Source organism: Streptomyces sp. NPDC040405, assembly GCF_055595765.1.
On record NZ_JBVIVI010000017.1, the window covers coordinates 73,609 to 97,117 of the forward strand.

General features: G+C 70.5%; 21 protein-coding genes and 4 tRNA genes. 10 read left to right on the top strand and 15 right to left on the bottom strand.

What is annotated here, in order from left to right; genetic code table 11:
• Nucleotides 1-149: 149 nt before the first annotated feature.
• Together ACZ59A_RS40420 and ACZ59A_RS40425 are read left to right on the top strand one after the other, a co-directional pair.
• Complete coding sequence (locus tag ACZ59A_RS40420; protein WP_470969651.1) at nucleotides 150-1,613, top strand: N,N-dimethylformamidase beta subunit family domain-containing protein; 1,464 nt, start codon at nucleotides 150-152, stop codon at nucleotides 1,611-1,613.
• Nucleotides 1,614-1,698: 85 nt separating this feature from the next.
• Complete coding sequence (locus ACZ59A_RS40425; RefSeq protein ID WP_470969654.1) at nucleotides 1,699-2,616, top strand: phosphoribosylaminoimidazolesuccinocarboxamide synthase; 918 nt, start codon at nucleotides 1,699-1,701, stop codon at nucleotides 2,614-2,616.
• A 54-nt stretch (nucleotides 2,617-2,670) separates the two neighbouring features.
• Here the strand turns inward: ACZ59A_RS40425 and ACZ59A_RS40430 are convergent.
• The 9 genes from ACZ59A_RS40430 to ACZ59A_RS40470 all read right to left on the bottom strand — a co-directional run bounded on the left by ACZ59A_RS40430 (nucleotide 2,671) and on the right by ACZ59A_RS40470 (nucleotide 7,610).
• Nucleotides 2,671-2,746 (bottom strand) — tRNA-Gly (locus ACZ59A_RS40430).
• A 93-nt stretch (nucleotides 2,747-2,839) separates the two neighbouring features.
• Entirely contained in the window at nucleotides 2,840-3,460 is a 621-nt protein-coding gene (locus tag ACZ59A_RS40435; RefSeq protein ID WP_470969656.1) for a response regulator, read from the bottom strand.
• Complete coding sequence (locus ACZ59A_RS40440; RefSeq protein ID WP_470969658.1) at nucleotides 3,457-4,716, bottom strand: sensor histidine kinase; 1,260 nt, start codon at nucleotides 4,714-4,716, stop codon at nucleotides 3,457-3,459. Before ACZ59A_RS40440 ends, ACZ59A_RS40435 begins: the two co-directional genes overlap by 4 nt.
• 22 nt (nucleotides 4,717-4,738) lie before the next feature.
• Nucleotides 4,739-5,509, bottom strand: a complete 771-nt coding sequence (locus tag ACZ59A_RS40445) for an ABC transporter permease (protein WP_470969846.1) — start codon at nucleotides 5,507-5,509, stop codon at nucleotides 4,739-4,741.
• 14 nt (nucleotides 5,510-5,523) lie between these two features.
• Nucleotides 5,524-6,516: an ABC transporter ATP-binding protein gene (locus tag ACZ59A_RS40450; RefSeq protein WP_470969661.1), complete on the bottom strand. Its 993-nt coding sequence runs from the start codon at nucleotides 6,514-6,516 to the stop codon at nucleotides 5,524-5,526.
• A 148-nt stretch (nucleotides 6,517-6,664) separates the two neighbouring features.
• Nucleotides 6,665-6,740 (bottom strand) — tRNA-Gly (locus ACZ59A_RS40455).
• A 78-nt stretch (nucleotides 6,741-6,818) separates the two neighbouring features.
• Nucleotides 6,819-6,890 (bottom strand) — tRNA-Gly (locus ACZ59A_RS40460).
• Nucleotides 6,891-7,005: 115 nt separating this feature from the next.
• Nucleotides 7,006-7,323, bottom strand: coding sequence for a histone-like nucleoid-structuring protein Lsr2 (locus ACZ59A_RS40465; protein WP_470969663.1), 318 nt, complete (start codon nucleotides 7,321-7,323; stop codon nucleotides 7,006-7,008).
• Nucleotides 7,324-7,460: 137 nt separating this feature from the next.
• Complete coding sequence (locus ACZ59A_RS40470; RefSeq protein ID WP_470969665.1) at nucleotides 7,461-7,610, bottom strand: hypothetical protein; 150 nt, start codon at nucleotides 7,608-7,610, stop codon at nucleotides 7,461-7,463.
• A gap of 16 nt (nucleotides 7,611-7,626) precedes the next feature.
• On the opposite strand from ACZ59A_RS40470, the gene purS reads away from it, so the two are divergent.
• Genes purS through purL form a run of 3 tightly spaced genes read left to right on the top strand, consistent with a single transcriptional unit; the run spans nucleotide 7,627 to nucleotide 10,828 of the window.
• On the top strand, nucleotides 7,627-7,905 hold the full coding sequence (gene purS / locus ACZ59A_RS40475) for a phosphoribosylformylglycinamidine synthase subunit PurS (RefSeq protein ID WP_470969667.1): 279 nt from the start codon (nucleotides 7,627-7,629) through the stop codon (nucleotides 7,903-7,905).
• Nucleotides 7,902-8,582 carry a phosphoribosylformylglycinamidine synthase subunit PurQ gene (purQ, locus tag ACZ59A_RS40480; protein ID WP_470969669.1) on the top strand — a complete coding sequence of 227 codons (681 nt, stop codon included), beginning with the start codon at nucleotides 7,902-7,904 and terminating at the stop codon, nucleotides 8,580-8,582. The genes purS and purQ overlap by 4 nt, the downstream gene beginning before the upstream one ends.
• Nucleotides 8,579-10,828: a phosphoribosylformylglycinamidine synthase subunit PurL gene (gene purL, locus ACZ59A_RS40485; protein ID WP_470969672.1), complete on the top strand. Its 2,250-nt coding sequence runs from the start codon at nucleotides 8,579-8,581 to the stop codon at nucleotides 10,826-10,828. The genes purQ and purL overlap by 4 nt, the downstream gene beginning before the upstream one ends.
• 57 nt (nucleotides 10,829-10,885) lie before the next feature.
• Here the strand turns inward: purL and ACZ59A_RS40490 are convergent, their stop codons facing one another.
• A complete protein-coding gene (locus tag ACZ59A_RS40490) occupies nucleotides 10,886-11,284 on the bottom strand; it encodes a nuclear transport factor 2 family protein (RefSeq protein ID WP_470969675.1) in 399 nt (132 codons plus the stop codon).
• 103 nt (nucleotides 11,285-11,387) lie between these two features.
• Between ACZ59A_RS40490 and ACZ59A_RS40495 the strand changes: the two genes are divergently transcribed.
• The 3 genes from ACZ59A_RS40495 to purM all read left to right on the top strand — a co-directional run bounded on the left by ACZ59A_RS40495 (nucleotide 11,388) and on the right by purM (nucleotide 14,835).
• Complete coding sequence (locus tag ACZ59A_RS40495; RefSeq protein WP_470969678.1) at nucleotides 11,388-11,993, top strand: sterol carrier family protein; 606 nt, start codon at nucleotides 11,388-11,390, stop codon at nucleotides 11,991-11,993.
• A 163-nt stretch (nucleotides 11,994-12,156) separates the two neighbouring features.
• On the top strand, nucleotides 12,157-13,716 hold the full coding sequence (purF, locus tag ACZ59A_RS40500; protein ID WP_470969680.1) for an amidophosphoribosyltransferase: 1,560 nt from the start codon (nucleotides 12,157-12,159) through the stop codon (nucleotides 13,714-13,716).
• Between the two features lie 48 nt (nucleotides 13,717-13,764).
• Nucleotides 13,765-14,835 (top strand): phosphoribosylformylglycinamidine cyclo-ligase, encoded by a 1,071-nt coding sequence (purM, locus tag ACZ59A_RS40505; RefSeq protein ID WP_470969683.1) that lies wholly within the window; start codon nucleotides 13,765-13,767, stop codon nucleotides 14,833-14,835.
• 138 nt (nucleotides 14,836-14,973) lie between these two features.
• Here purM and ACZ59A_RS40510 read toward each other — a convergent pair whose 3' ends face one another.
• Both ACZ59A_RS40510 and ACZ59A_RS40515 read right to left on the bottom strand, forming a co-directional pair.
• Nucleotides 14,974-15,234, bottom strand: a complete 261-nt coding sequence (locus ACZ59A_RS40510; protein WP_468941469.1) for a DUF3073 domain-containing protein — start codon at nucleotides 15,232-15,234, stop codon at nucleotides 14,974-14,976.
• A gap of 424 nt (nucleotides 15,235-15,658) precedes the next feature.
• A complete protein-coding gene (locus ACZ59A_RS40515) occupies nucleotides 15,659-16,819 on the bottom strand; it encodes a Leu/Phe/Val dehydrogenase (RefSeq protein WP_470969686.1) in 1,161 nt (386 codons plus the stop codon).
• A 174-nt stretch (nucleotides 16,820-16,993) separates the two neighbouring features.
• On the opposite strand from ACZ59A_RS40515, the gene ACZ59A_RS40520 reads away from it, so the two are divergent.
• Both ACZ59A_RS40520 and bldC read left to right on the top strand, forming a co-directional pair.
• Complete coding sequence (locus ACZ59A_RS40520; RefSeq protein WP_468042675.1) at nucleotides 16,994-17,830, top strand: DUF8083 family protein; 837 nt, start codon at nucleotides 16,994-16,996, stop codon at nucleotides 17,828-17,830.
• A 506-nt stretch (nucleotides 17,831-18,336) separates the two neighbouring features.
• Nucleotides 18,337-18,543, top strand: coding sequence for a developmental transcriptional regulator BldC (gene bldC, locus ACZ59A_RS40525; protein WP_003949541.1), 207 nt, complete (start codon nucleotides 18,337-18,339; stop codon nucleotides 18,541-18,543).
• A gap of 434 nt (nucleotides 18,544-18,977) precedes the next feature.
• Here the strand turns inward: bldC and ACZ59A_RS40530 are convergent, their stop codons facing one another.
• The 3 genes from ACZ59A_RS40530 to hrpA form a co-directional block, all read right to left on the bottom strand.
• Nucleotides 18,978-19,226: a DUF6274 family protein gene (locus ACZ59A_RS40530; RefSeq protein WP_470969690.1), complete on the bottom strand. Its 249-nt coding sequence runs from the start codon at nucleotides 19,224-19,226 to the stop codon at nucleotides 18,978-18,980.
• Nucleotides 19,227-19,349: 123 nt separating this feature from the next.
• Nucleotides 19,350-19,424 (bottom strand) — tRNA-Asp (locus ACZ59A_RS40535).
• Between the two features lie 132 nt (nucleotides 19,425-19,556).
• Nucleotides 19,557-23,483, bottom strand: a complete 3,927-nt coding sequence (gene hrpA, locus ACZ59A_RS40540; protein ID WP_470969693.1) for an ATP-dependent RNA helicase HrpA — start codon at nucleotides 23,481-23,483, stop codon at nucleotides 19,557-19,559.
• Nucleotides 23,484-23,509 lie beyond the last annotated feature (26 nt).

Sequence of the window (23,509 nt, forward strand, 5' to 3'; positions counted from 1 at the left end):
TGCCACCCGGCCCAGCGGACCGGGCTACCAGCCCGGTTCACCGACCGGCCCCGCGGACCCGGGCCCACAAGGCCCGGACCTGCGGGACGGGGAACGCACGGCAGCGAGGCGACGAGACGCCGCCGGGGCACGCAGGGAGGGGAACGAGGATGGGGACGGACCAGATCCGGCGCTGGGAGTCCGGGGCGATGGCCCACGCGGTGACGGATCCTTTCGGCCAGGGTCCGCTGCCCTGGCTGCGCACCAGCGAGAACTACTTCGACGACACGGGCCATGTGGTCCCCTGGTACGTGGACCGTGCCCACGCCCCCGGGACCACGGTGAGGATTCCCGGCCCGCGCACCGCCGACGATGTGCGCCGCCAGATCAAGGGCTTCACCTCGACCTCCGCCGCCGCCCCCGGCGAGGCCATCGACTTCCGCATCACGGTCGACCCGCCGCAGCAGTTCGGCGTGGACATCTACCGCATCGGCCACTACGGGGGCGACGGCGCGTCGAAGATCACCACCAGCCCGCGGCTGTCCGGCATCGTGCAGCCGCCGCCGCTCACCGCCGACCGCACCGTCTCCTGCCACCACTGGTGGCTGTCCTGGCGGCTGCAGATCCCCTCGTACTGGAAGCTCGGCGCGTATGTGGCCGTGCTCACCACGGTGGACGGCTACCGCAGCCACATCCCGTTCACGGTCCGCGACACCCGCCCCGCCGATCTGCTCCTGGTCCTGCCCGACTTCACCTGGCAGGCGTACAACCTCTACCCGGAGGACGGCCGCACCGGCGCCAGCCTCTACCACGCCTGGGACGAGCAGGGGAAGCTGCTCGGCGAGTCGGAGGCGGCCGTCACGGTCTCCTTCGACCGGCCGTACGCGGGCGCGGGGCTGCCGCTGCACGTGGGCCACGCGTACGACTTCATCCGCTGGGCCGAGCGCTACGGCTACGACCTCGCCTATGCCGAGACCCGCGATCTGCACGCGGGCAGCGTCGACCCCACCCGCTACCGCGGGCTGGTCTTCCCCGGCCACGACGAGTACTGGTCGGCCGCGCTCCGGCGCACCGTCGAGCGGGCCCGGGACAGCGGCACCTCGCTGGTCTTCCTCTCCGCCAACACCATGTACTGGCAGGTCGAGCTGGCCCCCTCGCCCTCCGGCCCGGACCGCCTGCTGACCTGCCGCAAGCGGCGCGGCCCCGGCCGCGCCGCGCTGTGGCGCGAGGCGGCACCCGAGCAGCAGCTGATGGGCATCCAGTACGCGGGCCGGGTGCCCGAACCGCGGCCGCTGATCGTGCGCAACGGCGGCCACTGGCTCTGGGAGGCCACCGGGGCGGCCGAGGGCGACGAGCTGCCCGGCCTGGTCGCGGGCGAGGCCGACCGCTACTTCCCGCGCACCCCGCTGCCCGACCATCTGCGCCGGATCCTGCTCGCCCACTCCCCGTACGAGGACGGCGAGGGCGCCACCCGCCACCAGGACACCTCCCTCTACCGAGCCCCCAGCGGTGCCCTGGTGTTCGCCTCGGGCACCTTCGCGTGGTCTCCGGCGCTGGACCGGCCGGGGCACCGGGACGAGCGGGTGCAGCGTGCCACGGCGAACCTGCTGGACCGCATCTGCAAGCGGGCGTGAGGGAGGGGCGGGCGGGGTTGGCGGCACCGGCGGGAGGACGTGGGGCAGAATCGTGGTGGCTTGGACAGAACCACCAGGAGGAAGCGTGTCCGGATTCGTCGAAAAGCCCGAACCGGTGCAGGTTCCGGGGCTTGAGCACCTGCACACCGGCAAGGTGCGTGACCTCTACCGGACCGAGCAGGGCGACCTCGTCATGGTCGCCAGCGACCGGATGTCCGCGTACGACTGGGTGCTGCCCACCGAGATCCCCGACAAGGGCCGGGTCCTCACCCAGCTCTCCCTGTGGTGGTTCGACCTGCTCGCCGACCTGGTCCCGCACCACGTCCTGTCCACCGAGCTGCCCCCCAGTGCCCCCGCCGACTGGCAGGGCCGCACCCTGGTGTGCCGGTCGCTGCGGATGATCCCGGTCGAGGCCGTGGCCCGCGGCTACCTCACCGGCTCGGGCCTCGCCGAGTACGAGCGCGACCGCACGGTCTGCGGCCTCGCCCTGCCCGAGGGGCTGACCGACGGCTCCGAGCTGCCCACCCCGATCTTCACCCCGGCGACCAAGGCCGAGGTCGGCGAGCACGACGAGAACGTGAGTTACGAGGAGGTCGCCCGCCGGATCGGGGCCGAGCCCGCCGCCCATCTGCGGCAGACCACCCTCGCGGTGTACGCCCGGGCCCGTGACATCGCCCGGGAGCGGGGCATCATCCTGGCCGACACCAAGTTCGAGTTCGGCTACGCGGCGGCGACCGCGGACGCGGAGGGCGCCGAGCTGGTCCTCGCCGACGAGGTGCTGACCCCCGACTCGTCCCGCTTCTGGCCCTCCGACACCTGGCAGCCGGGCCGCGCCCAGCCGTCCTTCGACAAGCAGTACGTCCGCGACTGGCTGACCTCCCCGGCCTCCGGCTGGGACCGGCGCGGCGAGCAGCCCCCGCCGCCGCTCCCGGCGGAGGTCGTGGAGCGGACGCGGGCGAAGTACGTGGAGGCGTACGAGCGGCTGACCGGCATCAGCTGGTAGCCACGGCGCACGGCACGACGAAGGCCCCGGTCGCATCGACCGGGGCCTTCGATATGGAGCGGACGACGAGGCTCGAACTCGCGACCTCAACCTTGGCAAGGTTGCGCTCTACCAACTGAGCTACGTCCGCACGCGCCGCCGGTTTCCCGGTTGGCGCGCCTCTACTATAACCAAACCTCGTCCCGCCGCCACCACCGTCGGGACAAACCCCGGCAAACTCCCGCTACAGCCAGCCCCGCTCGCGCGCGCTGCGCACCGCCGCGTGGCGGTTCTCGGCGTGCAGCTTCGCCGCCGCCGCGGACAGATAGTTCCGTACCGTCCCCGGGGACAGCGCCGCCCGCCGGGCGATCTCCGCGACGGACGCCCCGTCCGCCGCCAGATCCAGCAGCTCCGTCTCGCGCGCGGTGAGCGGGGAGTCGCCCGCGCTGATCGCGTCGGCGGCCAGGTCGGGGTCCACGTACCGGCTGCCGCCGTGCACCGCCCGGATGATCTCGGCGAGCCGCTGCGCCGAGGCGGTCTTCGGTACGAACCCCCGCGCCCCCGCCTCCAGCGCCCGCTTGAGGTGGCCCGGCTTCCCATGGCTGGTCACGATCATGGTGCGGCAGTCCGGCAGTTCGGACCGGAGCGCCGCCGCGACCCCGACCCCGTCCGTGACCGGCATCTGGAGGTCCAGCACCGCCACATCGGGCCGGTGCGCCCGCGCCATCGCCAGCGCCTCAGGGCCGGAGGCGGCCTCGGCGACCACCAGCAGGTCCTCCTCCAGGGCCAGCAGCGCGGCGAGCGCGCCGCGGATCAGATGCTCGTCGTCGGCGAGCAGCACCCGGATCACCCGGCCGTCGTTCATGCGGCGCCCTCCAGCGGGAGTTCGGCCCGCAGCCGGTACGTCCCGACGCCGTCGCCGGGACCGGACTCCAGCGTGCCGCCGAGCGCCGCGAGCCTCTCCCGCAGCCCCTTGAGCCCGCTGCCCTCCCCGGTTCCGGTCCCGGCTTCCGTCCCGGTACCGGCCCCCGTTCCGGCCCGAGTCTCCGTGGGCACCCCGTCGTTGTCCATCTCCAGCACCGCCGTCCCCGCGTGCACCCGGACCCGGAGCGTGCAGCGCCCGGCGTCCGCGTGCCGCAGCACGTTCGTCGTCCCCTCCCGGACCACCCATCCCAGCGCGGACCGCACCGCCTCGGGCAGCGGCGCCCCGCCGCCGTCCTCGGCCGGGGCGTCGATGCGGCAGTCGACCCGGGCCGCCCGCAGCACCGAGCGCGCCCCCGCCAGCTCCACCTGGAGGTCCGCTTCCCGGTAGCCGCGCACCACGCCCCGGACCTCCATCTGGGTCTCGTGCGCGATCCGCTGCACCTCCACCATCTGCGTCACGGCCTCGGGCCGCTCCCGCCGGGCCAGTTGCACCGCCAGCTCGCTCTTGAGGGCGATCACCGCCAGGTTCCGTCCCATCACATCGTGCAGATCCCGGCCGAAGCGCAGCCGTTCCTCCGCGACCGCCAGCCGCGCCTGCACCTCCCGGTTGGCGTCCACTTCGTACATCACTTGCACCATCCACCCCGAACAGCGGACCGTGAACAGACACAGCGCCCCGGTCCCGGCGACCCCGAGGACGGCCCCCAGCGGGGCGGCGAGCCCCGGCCGGACCACCGCCTCCGCCACGGCCAGCGCCGCCGCGATCCCCGTGTGCACGGCGGCGAAGGTGCGCATCGGCAGCAGCAGTGCGAACGGGGTGGCGAGCGGCAGCAGGGTGAGCGTGACGGTACGGGCGGCCGCCCCCGGCTGGTGCAGCCCGCCCATCGCCTGGAGCACCAGCCCGACCCCCAGCCCCGCCGCGGCCAGTGCGGCGGCGAACCCGGGCAGCCGGCGGTCCACCGGGCGACCGTGCAGATAGTGGTCGAGCCCGCGCCGCAACAGCGGGAGGGCGAGCGCGCTCTGCACCATGGACAGGCCCAGCAGCGACCACTTCAGCGTGGGGGCCGTGTGCCGTAGCCCCTCCACCAGCGGTCCACACATCGTGAGTTGGTAGAACCACGGCAGCGTGTACAGCATCCACCGGGTGAACAGCTCCACCCGCGTCAGCCGCGCCGCCCCGCGCCATCGCCCAATCACGAACCCGCACCCCTCTGCCCTGTCAGCGCCGCGGTTCCCAGCGGAACCGCTTGTGTACGGCCCACCCTGCCAGCACCGTCCAGGCCAGCGCCGTCGCGAGGGTGCCCAGGGCGTCGACCACGCCGATGTCCCCGGTCCAGCCGGCCCGAGCGAGGTCGACCACCGGGGTCAGCGGCAACAGCTCGCACACCGACGCGACCTGGTCCGGCATCACGTCCAGCGGCACGAACAGACCGGAGCCGACCATCGACAGCATCATCATCGGCACCGGTGTCAGCTGGGCGGACTCCGCGGTCTTGGTGAACGCGGCGGTCGCGGCGGCCAGCATCACCATCTGCACCACGCCGACCGCGACCGCGACGACGGCCAGATGCGGGGCCTTCGGCGCGGACACGTCGAGCGCGACGCTCACCCCGCCCACCAGCAGCACGCATTGGACGAGCCCGAGCAGGACGGCGGGGAGCGCGGACCCGGACAGGATCTCCGGATCAGTCAGCTCCCCGGCGCGCAGCCGCTTCAGGACCAGGCCCTCGCGGCGGATCACATAGACGCCGACGAGGTTCATGTAGACGGCCAGCACCAGGGCCATGCCGATCGAACCGGGCAGCAGCAGCGTGCCCAGGTCCAGCCCGGTGCCCTTGAGGTCGACGCCCTCGACGGCCGTCTTCATGGTGTACGTGAGCATGCCGGGCAGCACCAGCGCGTACGTCAGCGCGGCCTTGTTGCGGGCCAGCAGGGTCAGTTCGCCGCGGGCCAGCGCGAACACCCGCCCCCGGGCGGCGGTCGGTGCCATCGTGGTCGTGCCGCTCACTGTGCCGCCCCCTGTGCCGTCGGTGCCGTCGGTGCCGTCGGTGCCGTCGGTGCCGTCTCGACGGTGCTCGCGATGTGCAGGAACGCCTCTTCCAGCGAGGCCGACCGGGCGTCGAGCCCGCTCAGCACGATCCGCCGCTCCCGCGCCCACAGCAGCACCTCGGTCGCGGTGCCCTGGAGGTCGCGGGTGCGCAGCACTACGGCCCGGCCCACCGAGTCCCGTTCCATGGCGCCCAGCGCGGCGGGCGGCGGCAGATCGTCGGTGGAGATGCCGTGCGGCAGGGTGAAGGAGAGGCGCGACGGCCGGGCGGCCACGATGTCCGCGACCCGGCCGGAGGTGGCGATCTGGCCCGCGTGCATGATCGCGAGCCGGTCGGCCAGCGCCTCGGCCTCCTCCAGGTAATGCGTGGTCAGCAGCACCGTGGTGCCCTGGTCGCGCAGCGACCGCACCAGCTCCCAGGTGTCCCGTCGGCCCTCCGCGTCCAGACCGGTGGTCGGCTCGTCGAGGAACAGCACCTCGGGGCGGCCCAGCAGGGCGAGGGCCAGGTCCAGCCGGCGCCGCTCACCGCCGGAGAGCACCTTGACCCGTACGTTCGCCCGCTTGGCCAGCCCGACCAGCTCCAGGCCCTCCCTGACGGGCCGGGCCCCGCTGGTGCAGCCCGCCCACATCCGCGCGGTCTCGGCGACCGTCAGCTCGGGCGGGAGGCCGCCTTCCTGGAGCATCATCCCGATCCGGGGCCGCACCTTCCGCCGCTCCCGGAACGGGTCGTGGCCGAGGATCCGTACCGTGCCGCCGGTCGGGGCCGCGAGTCCTTCCAGCACCTCGAGGGTGGAGGTCTTGCCCGCGCCATTCGTGCCCAGCAGCGCGAACAGCTCACCGCGCGCCACCGAGAACGAGATGCCCCGTACCGCGTCGAACCCCCCGGCCCCGCCCGGCCCGTATCGGCGCCGCAGCTCGTCGACCGCGATCGCGCTCTCTCCTATATCCATGACTCAAGGCTTTCGCCGCCCCGGAGGACTCGGTAGTGCGCGCTGTCATGGGCCCCGATGACAAATGTCATCGGGCGGCGGGCAAGGGGAGCCGCGCAACAAAAAAGTCTGAGGCGCCGGTCGCTTCGACCGGCGCCTCAGACCTGTGTGGAGCGGACGACGAGGCTCGAACTCGCGACCTCAACCTTGGCAAGGTTGCGCTCTACCAACTGAGCTACGTCCGCATGCCTCCGACCGGCTTTCACCGATCGGCGCGCGCATCACTCTACTCGATCTCCCGAAGGTGAACGAGGAGTGATGAGAGCGGGTGACAGGGATCGCACACTGCGCCTCCCCCTTGGAAAGGGGGCGCTCTACTACTGAGCTACACCCGCATGGTGTGTTCCTCGGGGTTTTGGCGTTTCGGCCTCGCCCCTCGGCGTGCTCCAGACTCTAGCGGACCACCCGGGGTGTTGTGCAACTCGGCTGAACGCCGCCTGAACGAGCGGTTCAGCGAGACTCGTTGAAGGCTTCGTAGACCTTCTTGGGGATGCGCCCGCGGGGCGGCACCTCCATGCCGTTCGACCGGGCCCAGGCGCGCACCGCGGCCGGGTCCGGGGCCACGGAGGTGCGGCGGTAGGTCTTGCCGGAGCGGGCCCGCTTGCGGCCCGCCTCCACAAACGGGGCGAGTGCGTCGCGAAGTTTCGATGCATTGGCGGCGGTGAGGTCGATCTCGTACGACTTGCCGTCCAGTCCGAACGTGACCGTCTCCTCCGCTTCCCCTCCGTCGAGGTCGTCGGCGAGCGTGACTACTACGCGCTGTGCCACGGATATCGGTCCTTTCGGGCTGCATCGTTGCGTTGACGTGCAAAGATGTCAGCTGTCCAGTTGTTAGCGAACAATGCTTTTTCATTTGTACAGCGACCGGCATTGCATTGTGAAGCCCCGGTAATTCCGTCAGCGTGTCACACCACAATCCGGACGATGCGTTTTTGCTGGATCTTTCCCTGGTGGTTGTCGACGATGATGCGGGAGCGTGACCTCGAAGCGATATCTACCCGCGTAGATTTTTGCTCGGGGTAGGCTTGCGCCACCGCCTTACGCACCAGCACCACACCATCGGGAGTGCCAGTGGCACGCGTCGTAGTCGACGTCATGCTCAAGCCGGAGATCCTCGACCCCCAGGGCCAGGCGGTGCAGCGCGCACTGCCCCGCCTCGGTTTCGAGGGCATCGCCGACGTCCGCCAGGGCAAGCGCTTTGAACTCGAAGTGGAGGGCCCGGTCGACGACGCCGCCCTCGCCCGTATCCATGAGATCGCCGAAACCTTCCTCGCGAACACCGTGATCGAGGACTTCGATGTGAAGGTCGAGGCCGCCGAGGCCGGCACCGCCGCAAAGGCGGAGTCGTGACCGCACGCGTCGGAGTCGTCACTTTCCCGGGAACCCTCGACGACCGCGACACCCAGCGCGCGGTCCGTACCGCCGGTCTCGAAGCCGTACCGCTGTGGCACCGCGACAAGGACCTCAAGCAGGTCGACGCGGTGATCCTGCCGGGCGGCTTCTCCTACGGCGACTATCTGCGAGCCGGAGCGATCTCCCGCTTCTCCCCGGTAATGGAGTCCGTCATCGCCCAGGCGAAGGCGGGTATGCCGGTGCTTGGCATCTGCAATGGGTTCCAGGTTCTCACCGAGACCCATCTGCTCCCCGGTGCGATGCTGCGCAACAACCATCTGCACTTCATCTGCCGCGACCAGAAGTTGCGAGTGGAAAACGCGGAGACGGCCTGGACGCGCTCGTATGAGCAGGGCCAGGAGATCGACATCCCGCTGAAGAACATCGACGGCCGCTATGTCGCCGACGAGCGCGTCCTCGATGAACTCGAAGCCGAGGGGCGCGTCGTCTTCCGCTATGAGGAGCTGAACCCCAACGGCTCGCTGCGCGACATCGCCGGGATCTCCAATGCGGAGGGCAATGTCGTCGGCCTCATGCCGCACCCCGAGCACGCCGTCGAGCCGCTGATCGGCACCGGTCGTACCGATGGGCTCGGCTTCTTCACCTCGATCCTCAAGAGGCTGGTCAGCGCATGACCCTGGACACCACCAAGCACGCCGCCCAGAGCCCGGACACCGCGCAGCCCTGGGCCGAGCTGGGACTGAAGCAGGACGAGTACGAGCGCATCCGCGCCATCCTGGGCCGCCGGCCCACCGGCGCCGAGCTGGCCATGTACTCCGTCATGTGGTCCGAGCACTGCTCGTACAAGTCGAGCAAGGTCCATCTGCGGCAGTTCGGCGAGAAGGCCCCCGAGACCGACGCCCTGCTCGTCGGCATCGGCGAGAACGCGGGCGTGGTCGACGTCGGCCAGGGGTACGCGGTCACCTTCAAGGTCGAGTCGCACAACCACCCCTCGTACGTCGAGCCCTACCAGGGCGCGGCCACCGGCGTCGGCGGCATCGTCCGCGACATCCTCGCCATGGGCGCCCGCCCGGTCGCCGTGATGGACCCGCTGCGGTTCGGCGCCGCCGACCACCCCGACACCAAGCGGGTGCTGCCCGGTGTCGTCGCGGGCATCGGCGGCTACGGCAACTGCCTGGGCCTGCCCAACATCGGCGGCGAGGTCGTCTTCGACCCCTGCTACCAGGGGAACCCGCTGGTCAACGCCCTGTGCGTGGGTGTCATGAAGCACGAGGACATCCACCTGGCCAAGGCGTCCGGCACGGGCAACAAGGTCATCCTCTACGGCGCCCGCACCGGCGGCGACGGCATCGGCGGCGTCTCCGTGCTGGCCTCCGAGACCTTCGACGACAGCAAGCCCACCAAGCGCCCCGCCGTCCAGGTCGGCGACCCGTTCCAGGAGAAGCTGCTCATCGAGTGCACCCTGGAGATCTTCAAGGAAGACCTGGTCGAGGGCATTCAGGACCTCGGCGGCGCCGGTCTGTCCTGCGCCACCAGCGAGCTGGCCAGCGCCGGCTCCGGCGGCATGCGCGTCGAGCTCGACACCGTGCCGCTGCGCGACTCCTCGCTCTCCCCCGAGGAGATCCTGATGAGCGAGTCGCAGGAGCGCATGTGCGCGATCGTGACGCCGGAGAAGGCCGACCGCTTCCTGGAGATCTGCGAGAAGTGGGACGTCATCGCCACCGTGATCGGTGAGGTCACCGACGGCGAGCGGCTGGAGATCTTCTGGCACGGCGAGCAGATCGTGGACGTGCCGCCGCGCACCGTCGCCCACGAGGGCCCGGTGTACGAGCGCCCCTACGCCCGCCCCGACTGGCAGGACACCCTCCAGGCCGACGACGCGGGCAAGCTGCCCCGCCCGGCCACCGGGGACGAGCTGCGCGCGCAGGTGCTGCGCGTGATCTCCTCCCCGAACCAGGCGTCCAAGTCCTGGGTCACCGACCAGTACGACCGCTTCGTGCAGGGCAACACGGTGCTCGCCCAGCCCGAGGACTCCGGCATGGTCCGGGTCGACGAGGAGACCGGGCTCGGCGTCGCCGTCGCCACGGACGGCAACGGCCGCTACGCCAAGCTCGACCCGTACGCGGGCGCGCAGCTCGCCCTCGCCGAGTCCTACCGCAACGTCGCCGCGTCCGGCGCCAAGCCGCTCGCGATCTCCAACTGCCTCAACTTCGGCTCGCCGGAGGACCCCGCGGTCATGTGGCAGTTCGCGGAGGCCACCCGCGGCCTGGCGGACGGCTGCCAGACCCTGGGCACCCCGGTCACCGGCGGCAATGTCTCCCTCTACAACCAGACCGGGGAGACCGCCATCCACCCGACGCCGGTCGTCGCCGTCCTCGGCGTGATCGACGACGTCGCGCGGCGCACGCCGATGGCGTTCGCCGAGGAGGGCCAGCTGCTGTACCTGCTCGGCGACACCGCCGAGGAGCTGAGCGGCTCGGCCTGGTCGCAGGTGATCCACGACCACCTCGGCGGGCTGCCGCCGAAGGTGGACCTGGAGCGCGAGCGGCTGCTCGCCGAGATCCTGATCTCGGCCTCCCGCGACGGCATGGTGGACGCGGCCCACGACCTGTCCGACGGCGGCCTGATCCAGGCCGTGACCGAGTCGTGCCTGCGCGGCGGCAAGGGCGCCCGGCTCGTCGTGCCCGACGGCGTGGACCCCTTCGTGCTGCTGTTCTCCGAGTCCGCGGGCCGGGCCGTCGTGTCCGTCCCGCGCAGCGAGGAGATCCGCTTCAACGACATGTGCGGGGCGCGCGGGCTTCCCGCGACCCGGATCGGTGTCGTGGACGGCGAGACGATCGACGTCCAGGGTCAGTTCTCGATCCCGCTGGCGGAGCTGCGGGAGCCCTACGAGGCGACCATCCCGGGCCTGCTGGCCTGAGCCGCGCTCGTCGTGTGGCCCCGCCCCGGTGGCGGGGCCACACGACGTGCTCCGGGGTCACTTCCCCCAGAAGGCGTTGGCGGCGTCGATGTCCTCGACGCACTGATCGATGTCGGTGATCTTTCCGCCGACGATGGTGAAGAACAGCCCGGTCTTCATGTCCATCGTGCGGTTGCCGCGCTCGGCGCGGCAGCGATGGCCGGAGATCACATGCCCGCGCCCGTCGGGCATCACCGTCTCGATGTCGACCCGCAGCGTGCCGCCGGTCTCCTCGTATTCGGTGCGCCACAGCTGCATGCACGCGTCGCGGCCCTTGTGGTGTCCGGCGAGCATGTTGTCACCGGGCACATGCTGGACGACGTCCGCCGTCACCAGTGTGGAGAGGGTGTCCAGGTCGCCCTGCTGGAACGCGGTGCACGCGCGGCGCACCACCGCGGCATCGGGGTGCTCGCCCATGGTCATTCACACCTTCCATGTCTATAGATACGGATAGATACCTCTCTGTCCCCTTTACTCCATACTCCGTCGGCCCCACCGGCCTGTCGATAGGGTCGGCGCCATGCCGCCCCGTGCCCGCCCCCGCGCCCGTACGTACGACCCCGCCAAGACCCGCGCCGCCGTGGCCGCGCAGCTGGAGCACGTCCGGGAGGCGGTGCGGGGGCTGGACGAGGAGCGGCTCGGCGCGCCCACCCGGGCCGACGGCCGGACGGTCCGCGAGCTGATCGCGCAGCTGTCGTCGGCGGGTGACCAGGGCGACGCGGACGACGCCCTGGTCACCCGCTGCGTCGAGCTGGTCGTCCACAGCGACGACCTGGCGGCGGCCACGGGTCTGGACGTGCGCTACGACCGCCAGGCGCTGGCCACCGCCGTCCGGATGCTGGCCGACGGCCTCGCGGCGAAGGCGCCCGGCGGGTCGGTCGAGCTGCGCATCCCGCCGTTCGCCGTCGTGCAGTGCGTGGAGGGGCCCCGGCACACCCGCGGCACGCCGCCGAACGTGGTCGAGACCGACCCGCTGACCTGGGTCCGGCTGGCCACCGGCCGGACCGGCTGGTCCGAGGCGCTGGAGGCAGGTGAGGTGACGGCGAGCGGCGAGCGCGCGGACCTCGCCGCACACCTCCCCGTGCTCGGCGGAAGCGGCGGCGACACGGCGCCGCGCCAGGTGTGATCCTTGCCCCAGCCATGCATGTCCGCGACCCGCCGGATGCCGCCGTACGCAGGCCCGATCCGGGGTCGGGGGAGGCCGGGAGCGGGCGTCCGCACATGTGACATACGCCCCCCATCGGGTCCCTCGTTCGGACGCACAGCGGAACTGGCCTAGACTCGATGCCGTGCCACGTGGTGACGGACGACTCAGCCACGACCTGCTCCCCGGCGAGAAGGGCCCCCAGGACGCTTGCGGCGTCTTCGGAGTCTGGGCGCCGGGCGAAGAGGTCGCCAAACTCACCTATTTCGGGCTGTATGCGCTGCAGCACCGCGGTCAGGAGTCCGCGGGCATCGCAGTGAGCAACGGCTCCCAGATCCTCGTCTTCAAGGACATGGGCCTGGTCTCACAAGTCTTCGACGAGACCTCCCTCGGCTCCCTGCTGGGCCACATCGCGGTCGGTCATGCCCGCTACTCCACCACCGGAGCCTCGGTGTGGGAGAACGCGCAGCCGACGTTCCGGGCGACCGCCCACGGCTCGATCGCGCTGGGCCACAACGGGAATCTGGTCAACACCGCCGAGCTGGCGGAGCTGGTCGAGGCTCTGCCCAGAGACAAGGGCCGGGCCACCCAGGTCGCGGCCACCAACGACACCGACCTGGTCACCGCCCTGCTCGCGGGGCAGGTCGACGAGGACGGCAAGGCGCTGACGGTCGAGCAGGCCGCTCCGATCGTGCTGCCGAAAGTCAAGGGCGCTTTCAGCCTCTGCTTCATGGACGAGCACACGCTGTACGCCGCCCGGGACCCCCAGGGCATCCGCCCGCTGGTGCTCGGCCGCCTGGAGCGCGGCTGGGTGGTGGCGTCGGAGACGGCGGCCCTCGACATCGTGGGCGCGTCCTTCATCCGGGAGATCGAGCCCGGCGAGATGGTCGCGATCGACGAGAACGGCCTGCGCTCCACGACGTTCTCCCAGGCCCGGCCCAAGGGCTGTGTCTTCGAGTACGTGTACCTGGCGCGCCCGGACACCGACATCGCGGGCCGCAACGTCTACCTCTCCCGCGTGGAGATGGGCCGCAAGCTGGCCAAGGAGGCCCCGGCCGACGCGGACCTCGTCATAGCGACGCCGGAGTCCGGCACCCCGGCCGCCGTCGGGTACGCCGAGGCGAGCGGGATTCCGTACGGCTCCGGGCTGGTCAAGAACGCCTACGTCGGCCGGACCTTCATCCAGCCCTCGCAGACCATCCGGCAGCTCGGCATCCGGCTGAAGCTGAACCCCCTCAAGGAGGTCATCCGGGGCAAGCGGCTGGTGGTCGTGGACGACTCGATCGTCCGCGGCAACACCCAGCGGGCCCTGGTGCGGATGCTCCGCGAGGCCGGTGCGCTGGAAGTACACATCCGGATCAGCAGCCCGCCCATCAAGTGGCCCTGCTTCTTCGGCATCGACTTCGCGACCCGCGCCGAGCTGATCGCCAACGGTCTGTCGACCGAGGAGATCGGCAAGTCGCTGGGCGCCGACTCGCTCTCGTACATCTCCACGGACGGCATGATCGAGGCGACCACGATCGCCAAGCCGAATCTGTGCCGCGCCTGCTTCGACGGCGAGTACCCGATGGATCTGCCGGACCCGGAGCTGATGGGCAAGCATCTGCTGGAGTCGGAGACGCAGGGCCGGAGCAGCGCCGACGCCGATGGCGTGCGGACGCTGACCGCCGGTGTCGGCGGCGCCGACGCGCTCCGCCGCCCGTAGGTCCCGGCCCTCGTCACGCGCATTTCCGAAACGAAAGAACTCAAGGTCATGTCTGAGTCCACTGGTGCCAGCTACGCCGCCGCGGGCGTCGACATCGAGGCGGGCGACCACGCCGTCGAGCTGATGAAGGAGTGGGTCAAGAAGGCGACCCGGCCCGAGGTCGTGGGCGGCCTCGGCGGCTTCGCCGGCCTCTTCGACGCCTCCGCGCTCGCCCGCTACCGCCGCCCGCTGCTGGCGTCCGCGACCGACGGCGTGGGCACCAAGGTGGACATCGCGCGGCGGATGGGCGTGTACGACACGGTCGGCCACGACCTGGTCGGCATGGTCGTGGACGACCTGGTCGTGTGCGGCGCCGAGCCGCTGTTCATGACCGACTACATCTGCGTCGGCAAGGTCCACCCGGAGCGGGTCGCCGCCCTCGTGAAGGGCATCGCCGAGGGCTGTGCCCTCGCGGGCTGCGCCCTGGTGGGCGGCGAGACCGCCGAGCACCCGGGGCTGCTGGGCGCCGATGATTTCGACGTCGCCGGGGCCGGTACGGGCGTGGTCGAGGCGGACGCGGTGCTGGGCGCGGATCGCATCCGTACGGGGGACGTGGTGATCGCCATGGCCTCGTCCGGACTTCACTCGAACGGGTACTCACTGGTCCGCCATGTGCTCTTCGACCGGGCCGGCTGGGCGCTGGACCGCGAGGTGCCGGAGCTGGGCCGGACGCTGGGGGAGGAGCTGCTGGAGCCGACCCGGATCTACTCGCTGGACTGCCTCGCCCTCACCCGGACCACCGAGGTGCACGCCTTCTCGCACATCACCGGCGGCGGGCTCGCCAACAACCTGGCCCGGGTCATCCCGGAGGACTTGCGCGCGGTGGTGGACCGCTCGGCCTGGACCCCCGACGCGATCTTCGACCTGGTGGGGCGGCTCGGCTCGGTCGAGCGGCTGGAGCTGGAGAAGACCCTGAACATGGGCGTCGGCATGATGGCCGTCGTGCCGGGCGAGTCGGTGGACGTCGCGCTCGCGACCCTGGCGGACCGCGGGGTGGACGCCTGGGTCAGCGGCGAGATCACCGACCGCACGGCCGGTGACACGGAAGCGGTGACGCTGACCGGTGACTACGCGAGCTGAGGCCCGCCGCGCCCGGTGCGTCCGGCGCGCGGACAGCACAGAAGCCGGTCCGAGGCGGGTGCCCCGGACCGGCGGAGGTGCGGCGAAAGCCGAGCGCCTGGAACGTGGATCATCCCCGCGGGATGCGGGGATGCACGTTCAGGCGCGGCGACGCTGCGCGGACGGGTCCGACCGTTCGTCGTCCTCGTCGTCATCGTCGTTGTACAGATCCGCGTACTGTGCGTACGGGTCATCGTCCAGCTCATCGTCATCCTCGAACGGCTCGCCATTCGGCGGCTGGTTCGATGTCGGCGATGCGCCCAGCTCCTCGGCCAGGCGTGAGAGGTCCGTCCCGCCGCTGTTGTACTTCAGCTGGCGGGCGACCTTCGTCTGCTTGGCCTTGGCCCGGCCGCGCCCCATGGCTCGACCCCCTCAACGACGGGGCTCGACGGCCCCAGAGTCTTGACACGCGTTCACGTTCATGAATTGGAGCGGACTCCCCAAAGAGAGACCGGTCCGTAGGGCTTCAACGGTACCTGCTTCTGTGGCCGTACGGTACGTCGCCCGCACGACGTGCCACGAGGCAGAACCCGCGGGGCGCCCCGTCCCCGCTGGTCAGCTGCGATTTTAACCTGTCTCGTGGGCCGACCCGCCGACGGGTGGTGAGGGATGTCTCGCCGAGGGGTCTTTCACCGCCCGATCCGGCCCCGTTCCGAAGGCCGTTCCCGGCTCCCCGTACGGCCTGTCGCGGCGGCCACGGCGGTGGGTCCAGCACCGATCACGTCACGCCCGGGCGACGCCCGAGTGTCCCCCGGGCGGCGCTCAGGCGGTGCTCAGGCGACACTCACGTGGCGCCGTGGCCCTCCGCCATACGGTGTTCGGCGAGCCGGTCGGCGGCGGCCGCTGGCGGAATGCCATCGGTCCGGGCCCGATCAAAAATGGCCAAAGTCGTGTCAAAGATCTTTGACGCCTTGGCCTTGGCCCGCTCGAAGTCGAACCCGTGCAGTTCGTCCGCGACCTGGATCACACCGCCCGCGTTCACCACGTAGTCCGGTGCGTAGAGGATCCCGCGGTCGGCGAGGTCCTTCTCGACGCCCGGGTGGGCGAGCTGGTTGTTGGCCGCGCCGCACACCACCTTCGCGGTGAGGGCGGGCACCGTGTCGTCGTCCAGCGCGCCGCCGAGCGCGCAGGGCGCGTAGACGTCGAGATCGGCGCGGATCAGCGCACCGGTGTCCCGGACCGCCTCGATCCGGGGGTGGCGGGCCAGTACCCGGTCGACCGACTCGGCGCGCACATCGGTGACGACGACCTCGGCGCCGTCCTCCAGCAGATGCTCCACCAGGTGGTGGCCGACCTTGCCGACGCCCGCGATGCCGACCCGGCGGCCGCGCAGCGTGGGCGTGCCCCAGGAGGCGCGGGCGCTGGCCCGCATGCCCTGGAAGACGCCGTAGGCGGTCAGCACCGAGGAGTCCCCGGCGCCGCCGTTCTCGGGGGAGCGGCCGGTGGTCCAGGGGCACTCGCGGGCGACGACGTCCATGTCGGCGACGTAGGTGCCCACGTCGCAGGCGGTGACGTAGCGGCCGCCCAGGGAGGCCACGAAACGGCCGTAGGCGAGCAGCAGCGCTTCGGTCTTGATCTCTTCGGGATCGCCGAGGATCACGGCCTTGCCGCCGCCGTGGTCGAGCCCGGCAAGCGCGTTCTTGTAGGACATGCCGCGGGCGAGGTTGAGCGCGTCGACGACCGCCGCTTCCTCGGGGTGCTCCTCGGCGCTGTACGCGTGGAACCGGGTGCCGCCGAGCGCGGGGCCCAGGGCGGTCGAGTGGATCGCGACGACAGCCTTCAGGCCGCTCTCCCGGTCTTGGCAGAGCAGGACCTGCTCATGGCCGCCGAGATCGCTGCGGAACAGTATCGACAGGGGTGAGAGAGGGTGGTTCGGCACGCGACTCTCCGTCGGACCGTCGACGCTGACGGTGTGACGTACGTCGGTCACGGTGGTGACTCCCATAGGTCGGGTAAGGCCCTCCGTGCTGGTGGGGAGGGCCGGTGGCCACGAGCGTAAGCCCTGGAGGGGCGCGGGAGCGGCCATGTCCCCGCCGAGTCCGGATGGTGGTCATGGGACGATGCGGAGAGCAGGGGGTAGGCAACTCCTGGCGGTGGTATCGGCCTTGAGGGAGCGCGTGTGACCTTGGCGTCTTCGGTGATTGTCCCGTATGCGGCGTATCTCCGTGTCTATGAGCCGCTGGCCGCTTTTCCCGAACCGGAGCGCACGCACTGGGCGACCTACGCCAAGCGCGACGACCTTCCCGGCTCACAGGACGAGCTGCGGCGCTCGCTCGCCGACCTGCTGCCGGTGCCTCCGGTGCCGGTTCCGGTGCACGAGAGCGCGGACGCCTTTGTGGCGGTCGTGGACGGCGTCACATGCGTCTGTCCGTGGCGGACGCGGCTGCGCGGCTGGTTGGCCCTGGAAGAGCTGCCCGAGCGCCTTCCCGGCCCCCTCCTGGATGCCGCGCTGCCCCCCGTGGTGCGTCGGCAGGCCGCCTCGGACTACGAGCAGTGGCTGGAGCGCAACCCGGACGCCCGCCCGTGGATCCGCTCGGCGACCTGGCATGTCCCGGTCCGCTGGTTCGTGCTCTTCGCCGACGAGGAGCGCGAGTACACCAAGGGTGACGAGGGCCTCATCTTGCGTTACCGCACCCCGATGGTCCAGGCCAGGCGGCGGGTCGCGCGCGGGCTTAAGGTGCTCAAGGAGGCTCTCGGCGAGGGGCCGCTGATCGACGGCCTGGTCGACGTGGGCCGCTGGCTGGAGGAATTCCATCCGCGGTCGCTGGTCGAACTGGACTACGGCGGTCTGGTGCACGTGATGCCCGCCGGACAGCTGGAGGACGACCGCTCGGCGGCGGATGTGGCGGAAGGGCTTGCGGCACTGAAGGACGGGGACGGGGAGCGTGCGGGCAGCGCATATGAGCGGCTGACTGATCGGTGGAGCGAGATCCGGGGCCGGCAGAACGCCAGCTGAGGCTGATCGGATCCGGGGAAAACGGATCCATCGGGCGGTCGGGTACGTCAGAGCCGGAGTGGGGGACGTAGGTCCCGATCCGGGCCATTACGTCAATCGTGATCTAAAGCACTGACTGCGGGCCTTGCGGCAATCCCCCATCCTCGTGTCAAAATAGGACAAGGAGTCCGGGAAGTTCTCCTTCCGCCCAAGTCTGGGCGGATTCATCGGTATTGCACTCTTTGGCGGATCTGATACCTCTGATCCTGTTGTGACTGATCGTCACGGTCGTGTGACTGTCCGTTATGGCATGGTCCATCGGCTTCCGTCGAGGTTGGACACCTGAGAGGGCAATTCCATCGGTTTGGCCGACGCGGCTGGACAGATGGTGTAGTTGTAGTGCCGAGGACAAGCCGTTCGTCCTATAACCGACTCGGCCCGCGTCCGCCATTTCGGGCAACGCGGGTCAAGGTGCAGAATTTAGAGGAAAGAACCGTGATGGTTCGGTTCTCCCGAGGAGGCCGCTCATGACCGCTCGCACCCCTGATGCCGAGCCGCTGCTGACCCCGGCTGAGGTTGCCACCATGTTCCGTGTGGACCCGAAGACGGTCACGCGCTGGGCCAAGGCAGGCAAGCTCACGTCCATCCGCACGCTTGGAGGGCACCGGCGCTACCGCGAAGCGGAGGTCCGTGCACTTCTCGCGGGCATCCCGCAGCAGCGCAGCGAGGCCTGAACAACCGCATAACCGGGCATATCCGGGCCCCCCAGCCCGGCTTTCGCCTGTATGGCTCCACCACGACGGGTGCCTGCCCCAACAGGCCATCACCGCTCGACATGGGTGCGTCGTAGATCGCGCTGGACTCCGCCGGGTCCAGCGCGATCTTTTTTATGCCCGCGTGGCGGCGGTCCGCGGCCGGTCCACAGGCGGTTCACAGGTGATCCGGGCTGGTTCCGGACGGGGCTGGGGAGCTTCTTGACGGCCCGCGAGGGGTAGGGGACAGGGGGCGACGAGGGGGACGGGGAATGGCTCGGACAGAGGGTGCAATTGCACATATTAAATTGACCTGTTGTGAGACGGGTGTAAGTTCCCCCACTCTCGGATCGCGTCCGGTGACTCCCGTCACACAGTTCAACGCTTGTCGATTTCCGCGGAACTGCGGTAATGGCTTACCGAGTTGATGATCCGTCGGAGCGTGCCGGTGAAGCCTCCTCGGCCGACGGCCCGGCAGGCGTCGGCTCCACAGGCTCCACGAGCTCCACGGGCTCCACAGGCGGCGCGGGCGGCGCGGGCTCCATCGCCAGCCGCAGCAGCCGATGGCAGACCGGGCAGTGCCGGGTGAAGTGGCGGTAGCCCGCGGCGGCCGCCAGATGGGCCCGCAGAAGCGCCCGGATCTCATGTTTCGCGGTCGTCGTCATGTGCCCGCACCTCCCGGCCACTTCCCCGCCACCTTTAAGCCTGGGTACCGCCGGGTGCGGGCCGCCGTCAAGACGACCGAAGGCCCGGATCCTTGTGCGGATCCGGGCCTTCGGTGTGTTGTGCGGTCCTGACGGGATTTGAACCCGCGGCCTCCACCTTGACAGGGTGGCGAGCACTCCAAACTGCTCCACAGGACCATCAGTGACGCTCCACAGCCTTTTCGCTGTGTGCTTCGCTGTGGTGCGTCACAGACTCTACAGCAGGTCAGGGGGTGCGGTCGAACTCGCGCCCGCCCGGCCCGTCGGGCGGCGCCGGAGGCCGGGGAACGGCTACGGCGCCACCGCGTCGATGGCCTTCACGATGCGCTTGTCGGAGACCGGATAGGCCGTGCCCAGGGCATGCGCGAAGTAGCTGACCCGCAGCTCCTCGATCATCCAGCGGATCTCCAGCGCCTCCGCGGGCACCGGGCGGCCCGCCGGGAACTGCTCCAGCAGCCAGGCGTACTCGTCCCGCATCTCCTTGACCTTCGCCATCCGGGTGCGGTCCCGCTCGGCGTGGGTGGGGAGCTGCTGGAGCCGGCGGTCCACGGCCACCAGATAGCGCATGAGGTCCGGGAGGCGGCGTACCCCGTGCGCGGTCACGAAGCCCGGTTTCATCAGCTCCGAGAGCTGTTCCCGGACGTCCGCGAGGGACGGCAGCAGCACCGGGCTCTTGATGCCCTTCAGCCGGCGCTCACACGCCTGCCAGGCCGCCAGCACCTCCTGCACCTTCCGGACGGTGTCCAGCGTGGCGTCCGCGATGTCGGCCCGTACCGCGTCGAAGAGCTTGCGGAACGATTCCTCGTCCCACGCCGGGCCGCCGCGGGCGGCGATGAGCCGGTCGGCGGCGGCGGACACGCAGTCCTCGAAGAGCGCCGCGATGCTGCCGTGCGGGCTGCTGGAGAGCGCCAGCTTGGCCTGGTTGGTCAGCTGCCCTTGCGCGAACTTCGCCGGGTTGGACGGCAGCTGGAGCAGGATCAGCCGCCGGACGCCCCGCCACATCGCCTGCCGCTGCTCCGGCTCGGTGTCGAAGAGCCGCAGCGCCACCGACGCGCCCTCGTCCACCAGCGCCGGATACGCCTTGACCGGCTGGCCGCCGCGGCGGGTCTCGAAGGTGCGCGGGAGCGTGCCGACCGTCCATGAGGTCAGCCCGCCGCGCTGCTCGATGCCGGCGCCCTCCTCCGAGGACTCGAACGCCTTGGAGATCGCGGCCCGGGTCTTCGGCCGCAGCCGCTGCTTGAGCGCCTCCAGGTCCTTGTCCTCGGCGAGCTTGCGGCGCCGCTCGTCGACCACCCGGAAGGTGATCTTCAGATGGTCGGGGACCTTGGCCGGGTCCCAGTCCTCCGGCTCGATCCGCACCCCCACCATCCGGTGCAGCTCGCGGCCCAGCGCGGCCGTCAGCGGCTCCTGGAGAGGCACGGTCCCGTCCAGGAAGCGCTGGGCGTAGTTCGGCGCCGGGACGTAGTGGCGGCGCACCGGCTTGGGCAGCGACCGGATCAGCTCGGTGACCAGGTCCTCGCGCAGCCCGGGGATCTGCCAGTCGAAGCCGTCCGGGGTGACCTGGTTGAGCACCTGGAGCGGGATGTGGACGGTCACGCCGTCCGCGTCCGCCCCCGGCTCGAACTGGTACGTCACCTTGAACTTGAGCTTCCCCTGACGCCAGGAGTCCGGATACGCGTCCTTGGTGACGCCCTGCGCCCGTTCGTTGATGAGCATCGACTTCTCGAAGTTGAGAAGCTCCGGCTCGTCCCGGCGCTTGTGCTTCCACCAGGAGTCGAAGTGCGCCCCGGACACCACATGTTCCGGGAGCCGCTGGTCGTAGAAGTCGAACAGCGTCTCGTCGTCCACCAGGATGTCGCGGCGCCGGGCCCGGTGCTCCAGCTCCTCCACCTCGCCCAGCAGCTTCCGGTTGTCCTGGAAGAACTGGTGGTGGGTACGCCAGTCGCCCTCGACCAGGGCGTTGCGGATGAACAGGTCGCGGCTGGTCTCCGGGTCGATCCGGCCGTAGTTGACCTTCCGCTGGGCGACGATCGGGACGCCGTACAGCGTGACCCGCTCGTACGCCATCACCGCCGCCTGCTTCTGCTCCCAGTGCGGCTCGCTGTAGGTGCGCTTGACCAGGTGCTGGGCCAGCGGCTCGATCCACTCCGGCTCGATCTTCGCGTTGACCCGCGCCCACAGCCGGGACGTCTCGACCAGCTCCGCCGACATCACCCAGCGCGGCGGCTTCTTGAACAGCGCCGAACCGGGGAACACGGCGAACTTGGCGCTGCGCGCGCCCACGTAGTCGTTCTTCTCGGTGTCCTTCAGACCCACGTGGGACAGCAGCCCGGACAGCAGCGAGGTGTGGATGTGGTCCGGCGCCGCGTCCTGCTCGGACAGCTGGATGTCCATGGTCTTGGTGACCGTGCGCAGCTGGCTGTAGATGTCCTGCCACTCGCGTATGCGCAGATAGTTCAGGTACTCGTTGCGGCACATGCGGCGGAACGCGGACGAGGACAGCTCCTTCTGCCGCTCCCGGATGTACTTCCACAGGTTGAGGAAGGCCAGGAAGTCGCTCGACTCGTCCTTGAAGCGGGCGTGCTGCTGATCCGCCTGCTGCTGCTTGTCGGAGGGGCGCTCGCGCGGGTCCTGGATGGACAGCGCCGCCGCGATCACCATGACCTCGCGGACGCAGCCGTTGCGCTCCGCCTCCAGCACCATCCGGGCCAGCCGCGGGTCCACCGGCAGCTGGGCCAGCTTCCGCCCCGTCTGGGTGAGCCGCTTGCGCGGGTCCTTCTGCTTGCCGTCCAGCGCGTGCAGCTCCTCCAGGAGCTGGACGCCGTCCTTGATGTTGCGCCGGTCGGGCGGGTCGATGAACGGGAACTTCTCGATGTCGCCGAGGCCCGCCGCGGTCATCTGGAGGATGACGGAGGCCAGGTTGGTACGGAGGATCTCGGCGTCCGTGAACTCCGGGCGGGTGAGGAAGTCGTCCTCGGAGTACAGCCGGACGCAGATGCCGTCGCTGGTCCGGCCGCAGCGGCCCTTGCGCTGGTTGGCGCTGGCCTGCGAGACCGGCTCGATGGGCAGCCGCTGGACCTTGGTGCGGTGGCTGTAGCGGGAGATCCTGGCCGTGCCCGGGTCGATCACGTACCGGATACCGGGGACGGTCAGCGAGGTCTCCGCGACGTTCGTGGCGAGGACGATCCGGCGGCCGGTGTGTCTCTGGAAGACCCGGTGCTGCTCGGCGTGCGACAGCCGTGCGTACAGCGGCAGCACCTCGGTGGACTTCAGCTGCTTCTTGTTCAGCGCGTCGGCCGTGTCCCGGATCTCCCGCTCGCCGGAGAGGAAGACGAGGATGTCGCCCGGCCCCTCGGCCTGCAGCTCGTCCACCGCGTCGCAGATCGCGGTGATCTGGTCCCGGTCGCTGTCCTCGCCGCCCTCCTCCAGCAGCGGCCGGTAGCGCACCTCGACCGGATACGTGCGCCCGCTGACCTCGACGATCGGCGCGTCGCCGAAATGGCGGGAGAAGCGCTCCGGGTCGATGGTCGCGGAGGTGATCACGACCTTGAGGTCGGGGCGGCGGGGGAGGAGCTGGGCCAGATAGCCGAGCAGGAAGTCGATGTTGAGGCTGCGCTCATGGGCCTCGTCGATGATGATCGTGTCGTACTGGCGCAGCTCGCGGTCGGTCTGGATCTCGGCCAGCAGGATGCCGTCCGTCATCAGCTTGATGTGGGTGTCCTGGCTCACCTGATCGGTGAAGCGGACCTTCCAGCCGACCGATTCGCCGAGCGGCGTCCCGATCTCGTCCGCGATGCGCTCGGCGACCGTGCGGGCCGCGATCCGGCGGGGCTGGGTATGGCCGATCAGCCCTTTGACGCCACGGCCCAGCTCCATACAGATCTTGGGGATCTGCGTCGTCTTCCCGGAGCCGGTCTCGCCCGCGACGATCACCACCTGGTGATCGCGGACGGCCGCGAGGATGTCGTCCCTCTTCTGGCTGACCGGCAGTTCTTCCGGATAGGTGATGTCCGGCACGGCGGCGCGGCGGTTCGCGACCCGCGCCTCCGCCCGCTCGACGTCCTCGGCGATCTCGCCGAGGACGGCCGCTCGGGCCTCGGGCTTGCGGATCCGGCGGGCGCCGTCGAGGCGGCGCCCCAGCCGCTGCTGGTCGCGCAGCATCAGCTCGGGGAGCCGCTCCAGGAGGGCGGGCAGGGCGGGGGCAGGAGTCGTGGACATACGGATCCCAGGATCTCACCTCGGCA

Excerpts from the sequence above, each read along its gene's own strand:
- purM (WP_470969683.1), top strand. The coding sequence starts at position 13,765 with ATGTCTGAGTCCACTGGTGCCAGCTACGCCGCCGCGGGCGTCGACATC.
- purL (WP_470969672.1), top strand. The coding sequence starts at position 8,579 with ATGACCCTGGACACCACCAAGCACGCCGCCCAGAGCCCGGACACCGCG.
- ACZ59A_RS40515 (WP_470969686.1), bottom strand. The coding sequence starts at position 16,819 with ATGGGAGTCACCACCGTGACCGACGTACGTCACACCGTCAGCGTCGAC.
- ACZ59A_RS40530 (WP_470969690.1), bottom strand. The coding sequence starts at position 19,226 with ATGACGACGACCGCGAAACATGAGATCCGGGCGCTTCTGCGGGCCCAT.
- ACZ59A_RS40445 (WP_470969846.1), bottom strand. The coding sequence starts at position 5,509 with ATGGCACCGACCGCCGCCCGGGGGCGGGTGTTCGCGCTGGCCCGCGGC.
- hrpA (WP_470969693.1), bottom strand. The coding sequence starts at position 23,483 with ATGTCCACGACTCCTGCCCCCGCCCTGCCCGCCCTCCTGGAGCGGCTC.
- ACZ59A_RS40490 (WP_470969675.1), bottom strand. The coding sequence starts at position 11,284 with ATGGGCGAGCACCCCGATGCCGCGGTGGTGCGCCGCGCGTGCACCGCG.
- ACZ59A_RS40435 (WP_470969656.1), bottom strand. The coding sequence starts at position 3,460 with ATGAACGACGGCCGGGTGATCCGGGTGCTGCTCGCCGACGACGAGCAT.
- bldC (WP_003949541.1), top strand. The coding sequence starts at position 18,337 with ATGACCGCTCGCACCCCTGATGCCGAGCCGCTGCTGACCCCGGCTGAG.
- ACZ59A_RS40510 (WP_468941469.1), bottom strand. The coding sequence starts at position 15,234 with ATGGGGCGCGGCCGGGCCAAGGCCAAGCAGACGAAGGTCGCCCGCCAG.
- ACZ59A_RS40495 (WP_470969678.1), top strand. The coding sequence starts at position 11,388 with ATGCCGCCCCGTGCCCGCCCCCGCGCCCGTACGTACGACCCCGCCAAG.
- ACZ59A_RS40450 (WP_470969661.1), bottom strand. The coding sequence starts at position 6,516 with ATGGATATAGGAGAGAGCGCGATCGCGGTCGACGAGCTGCGGCGCCGA.
- ACZ59A_RS40420 (WP_470969651.1), top strand. The coding sequence starts at position 150 with ATGGGGACGGACCAGATCCGGCGCTGGGAGTCCGGGGCGATGGCCCAC.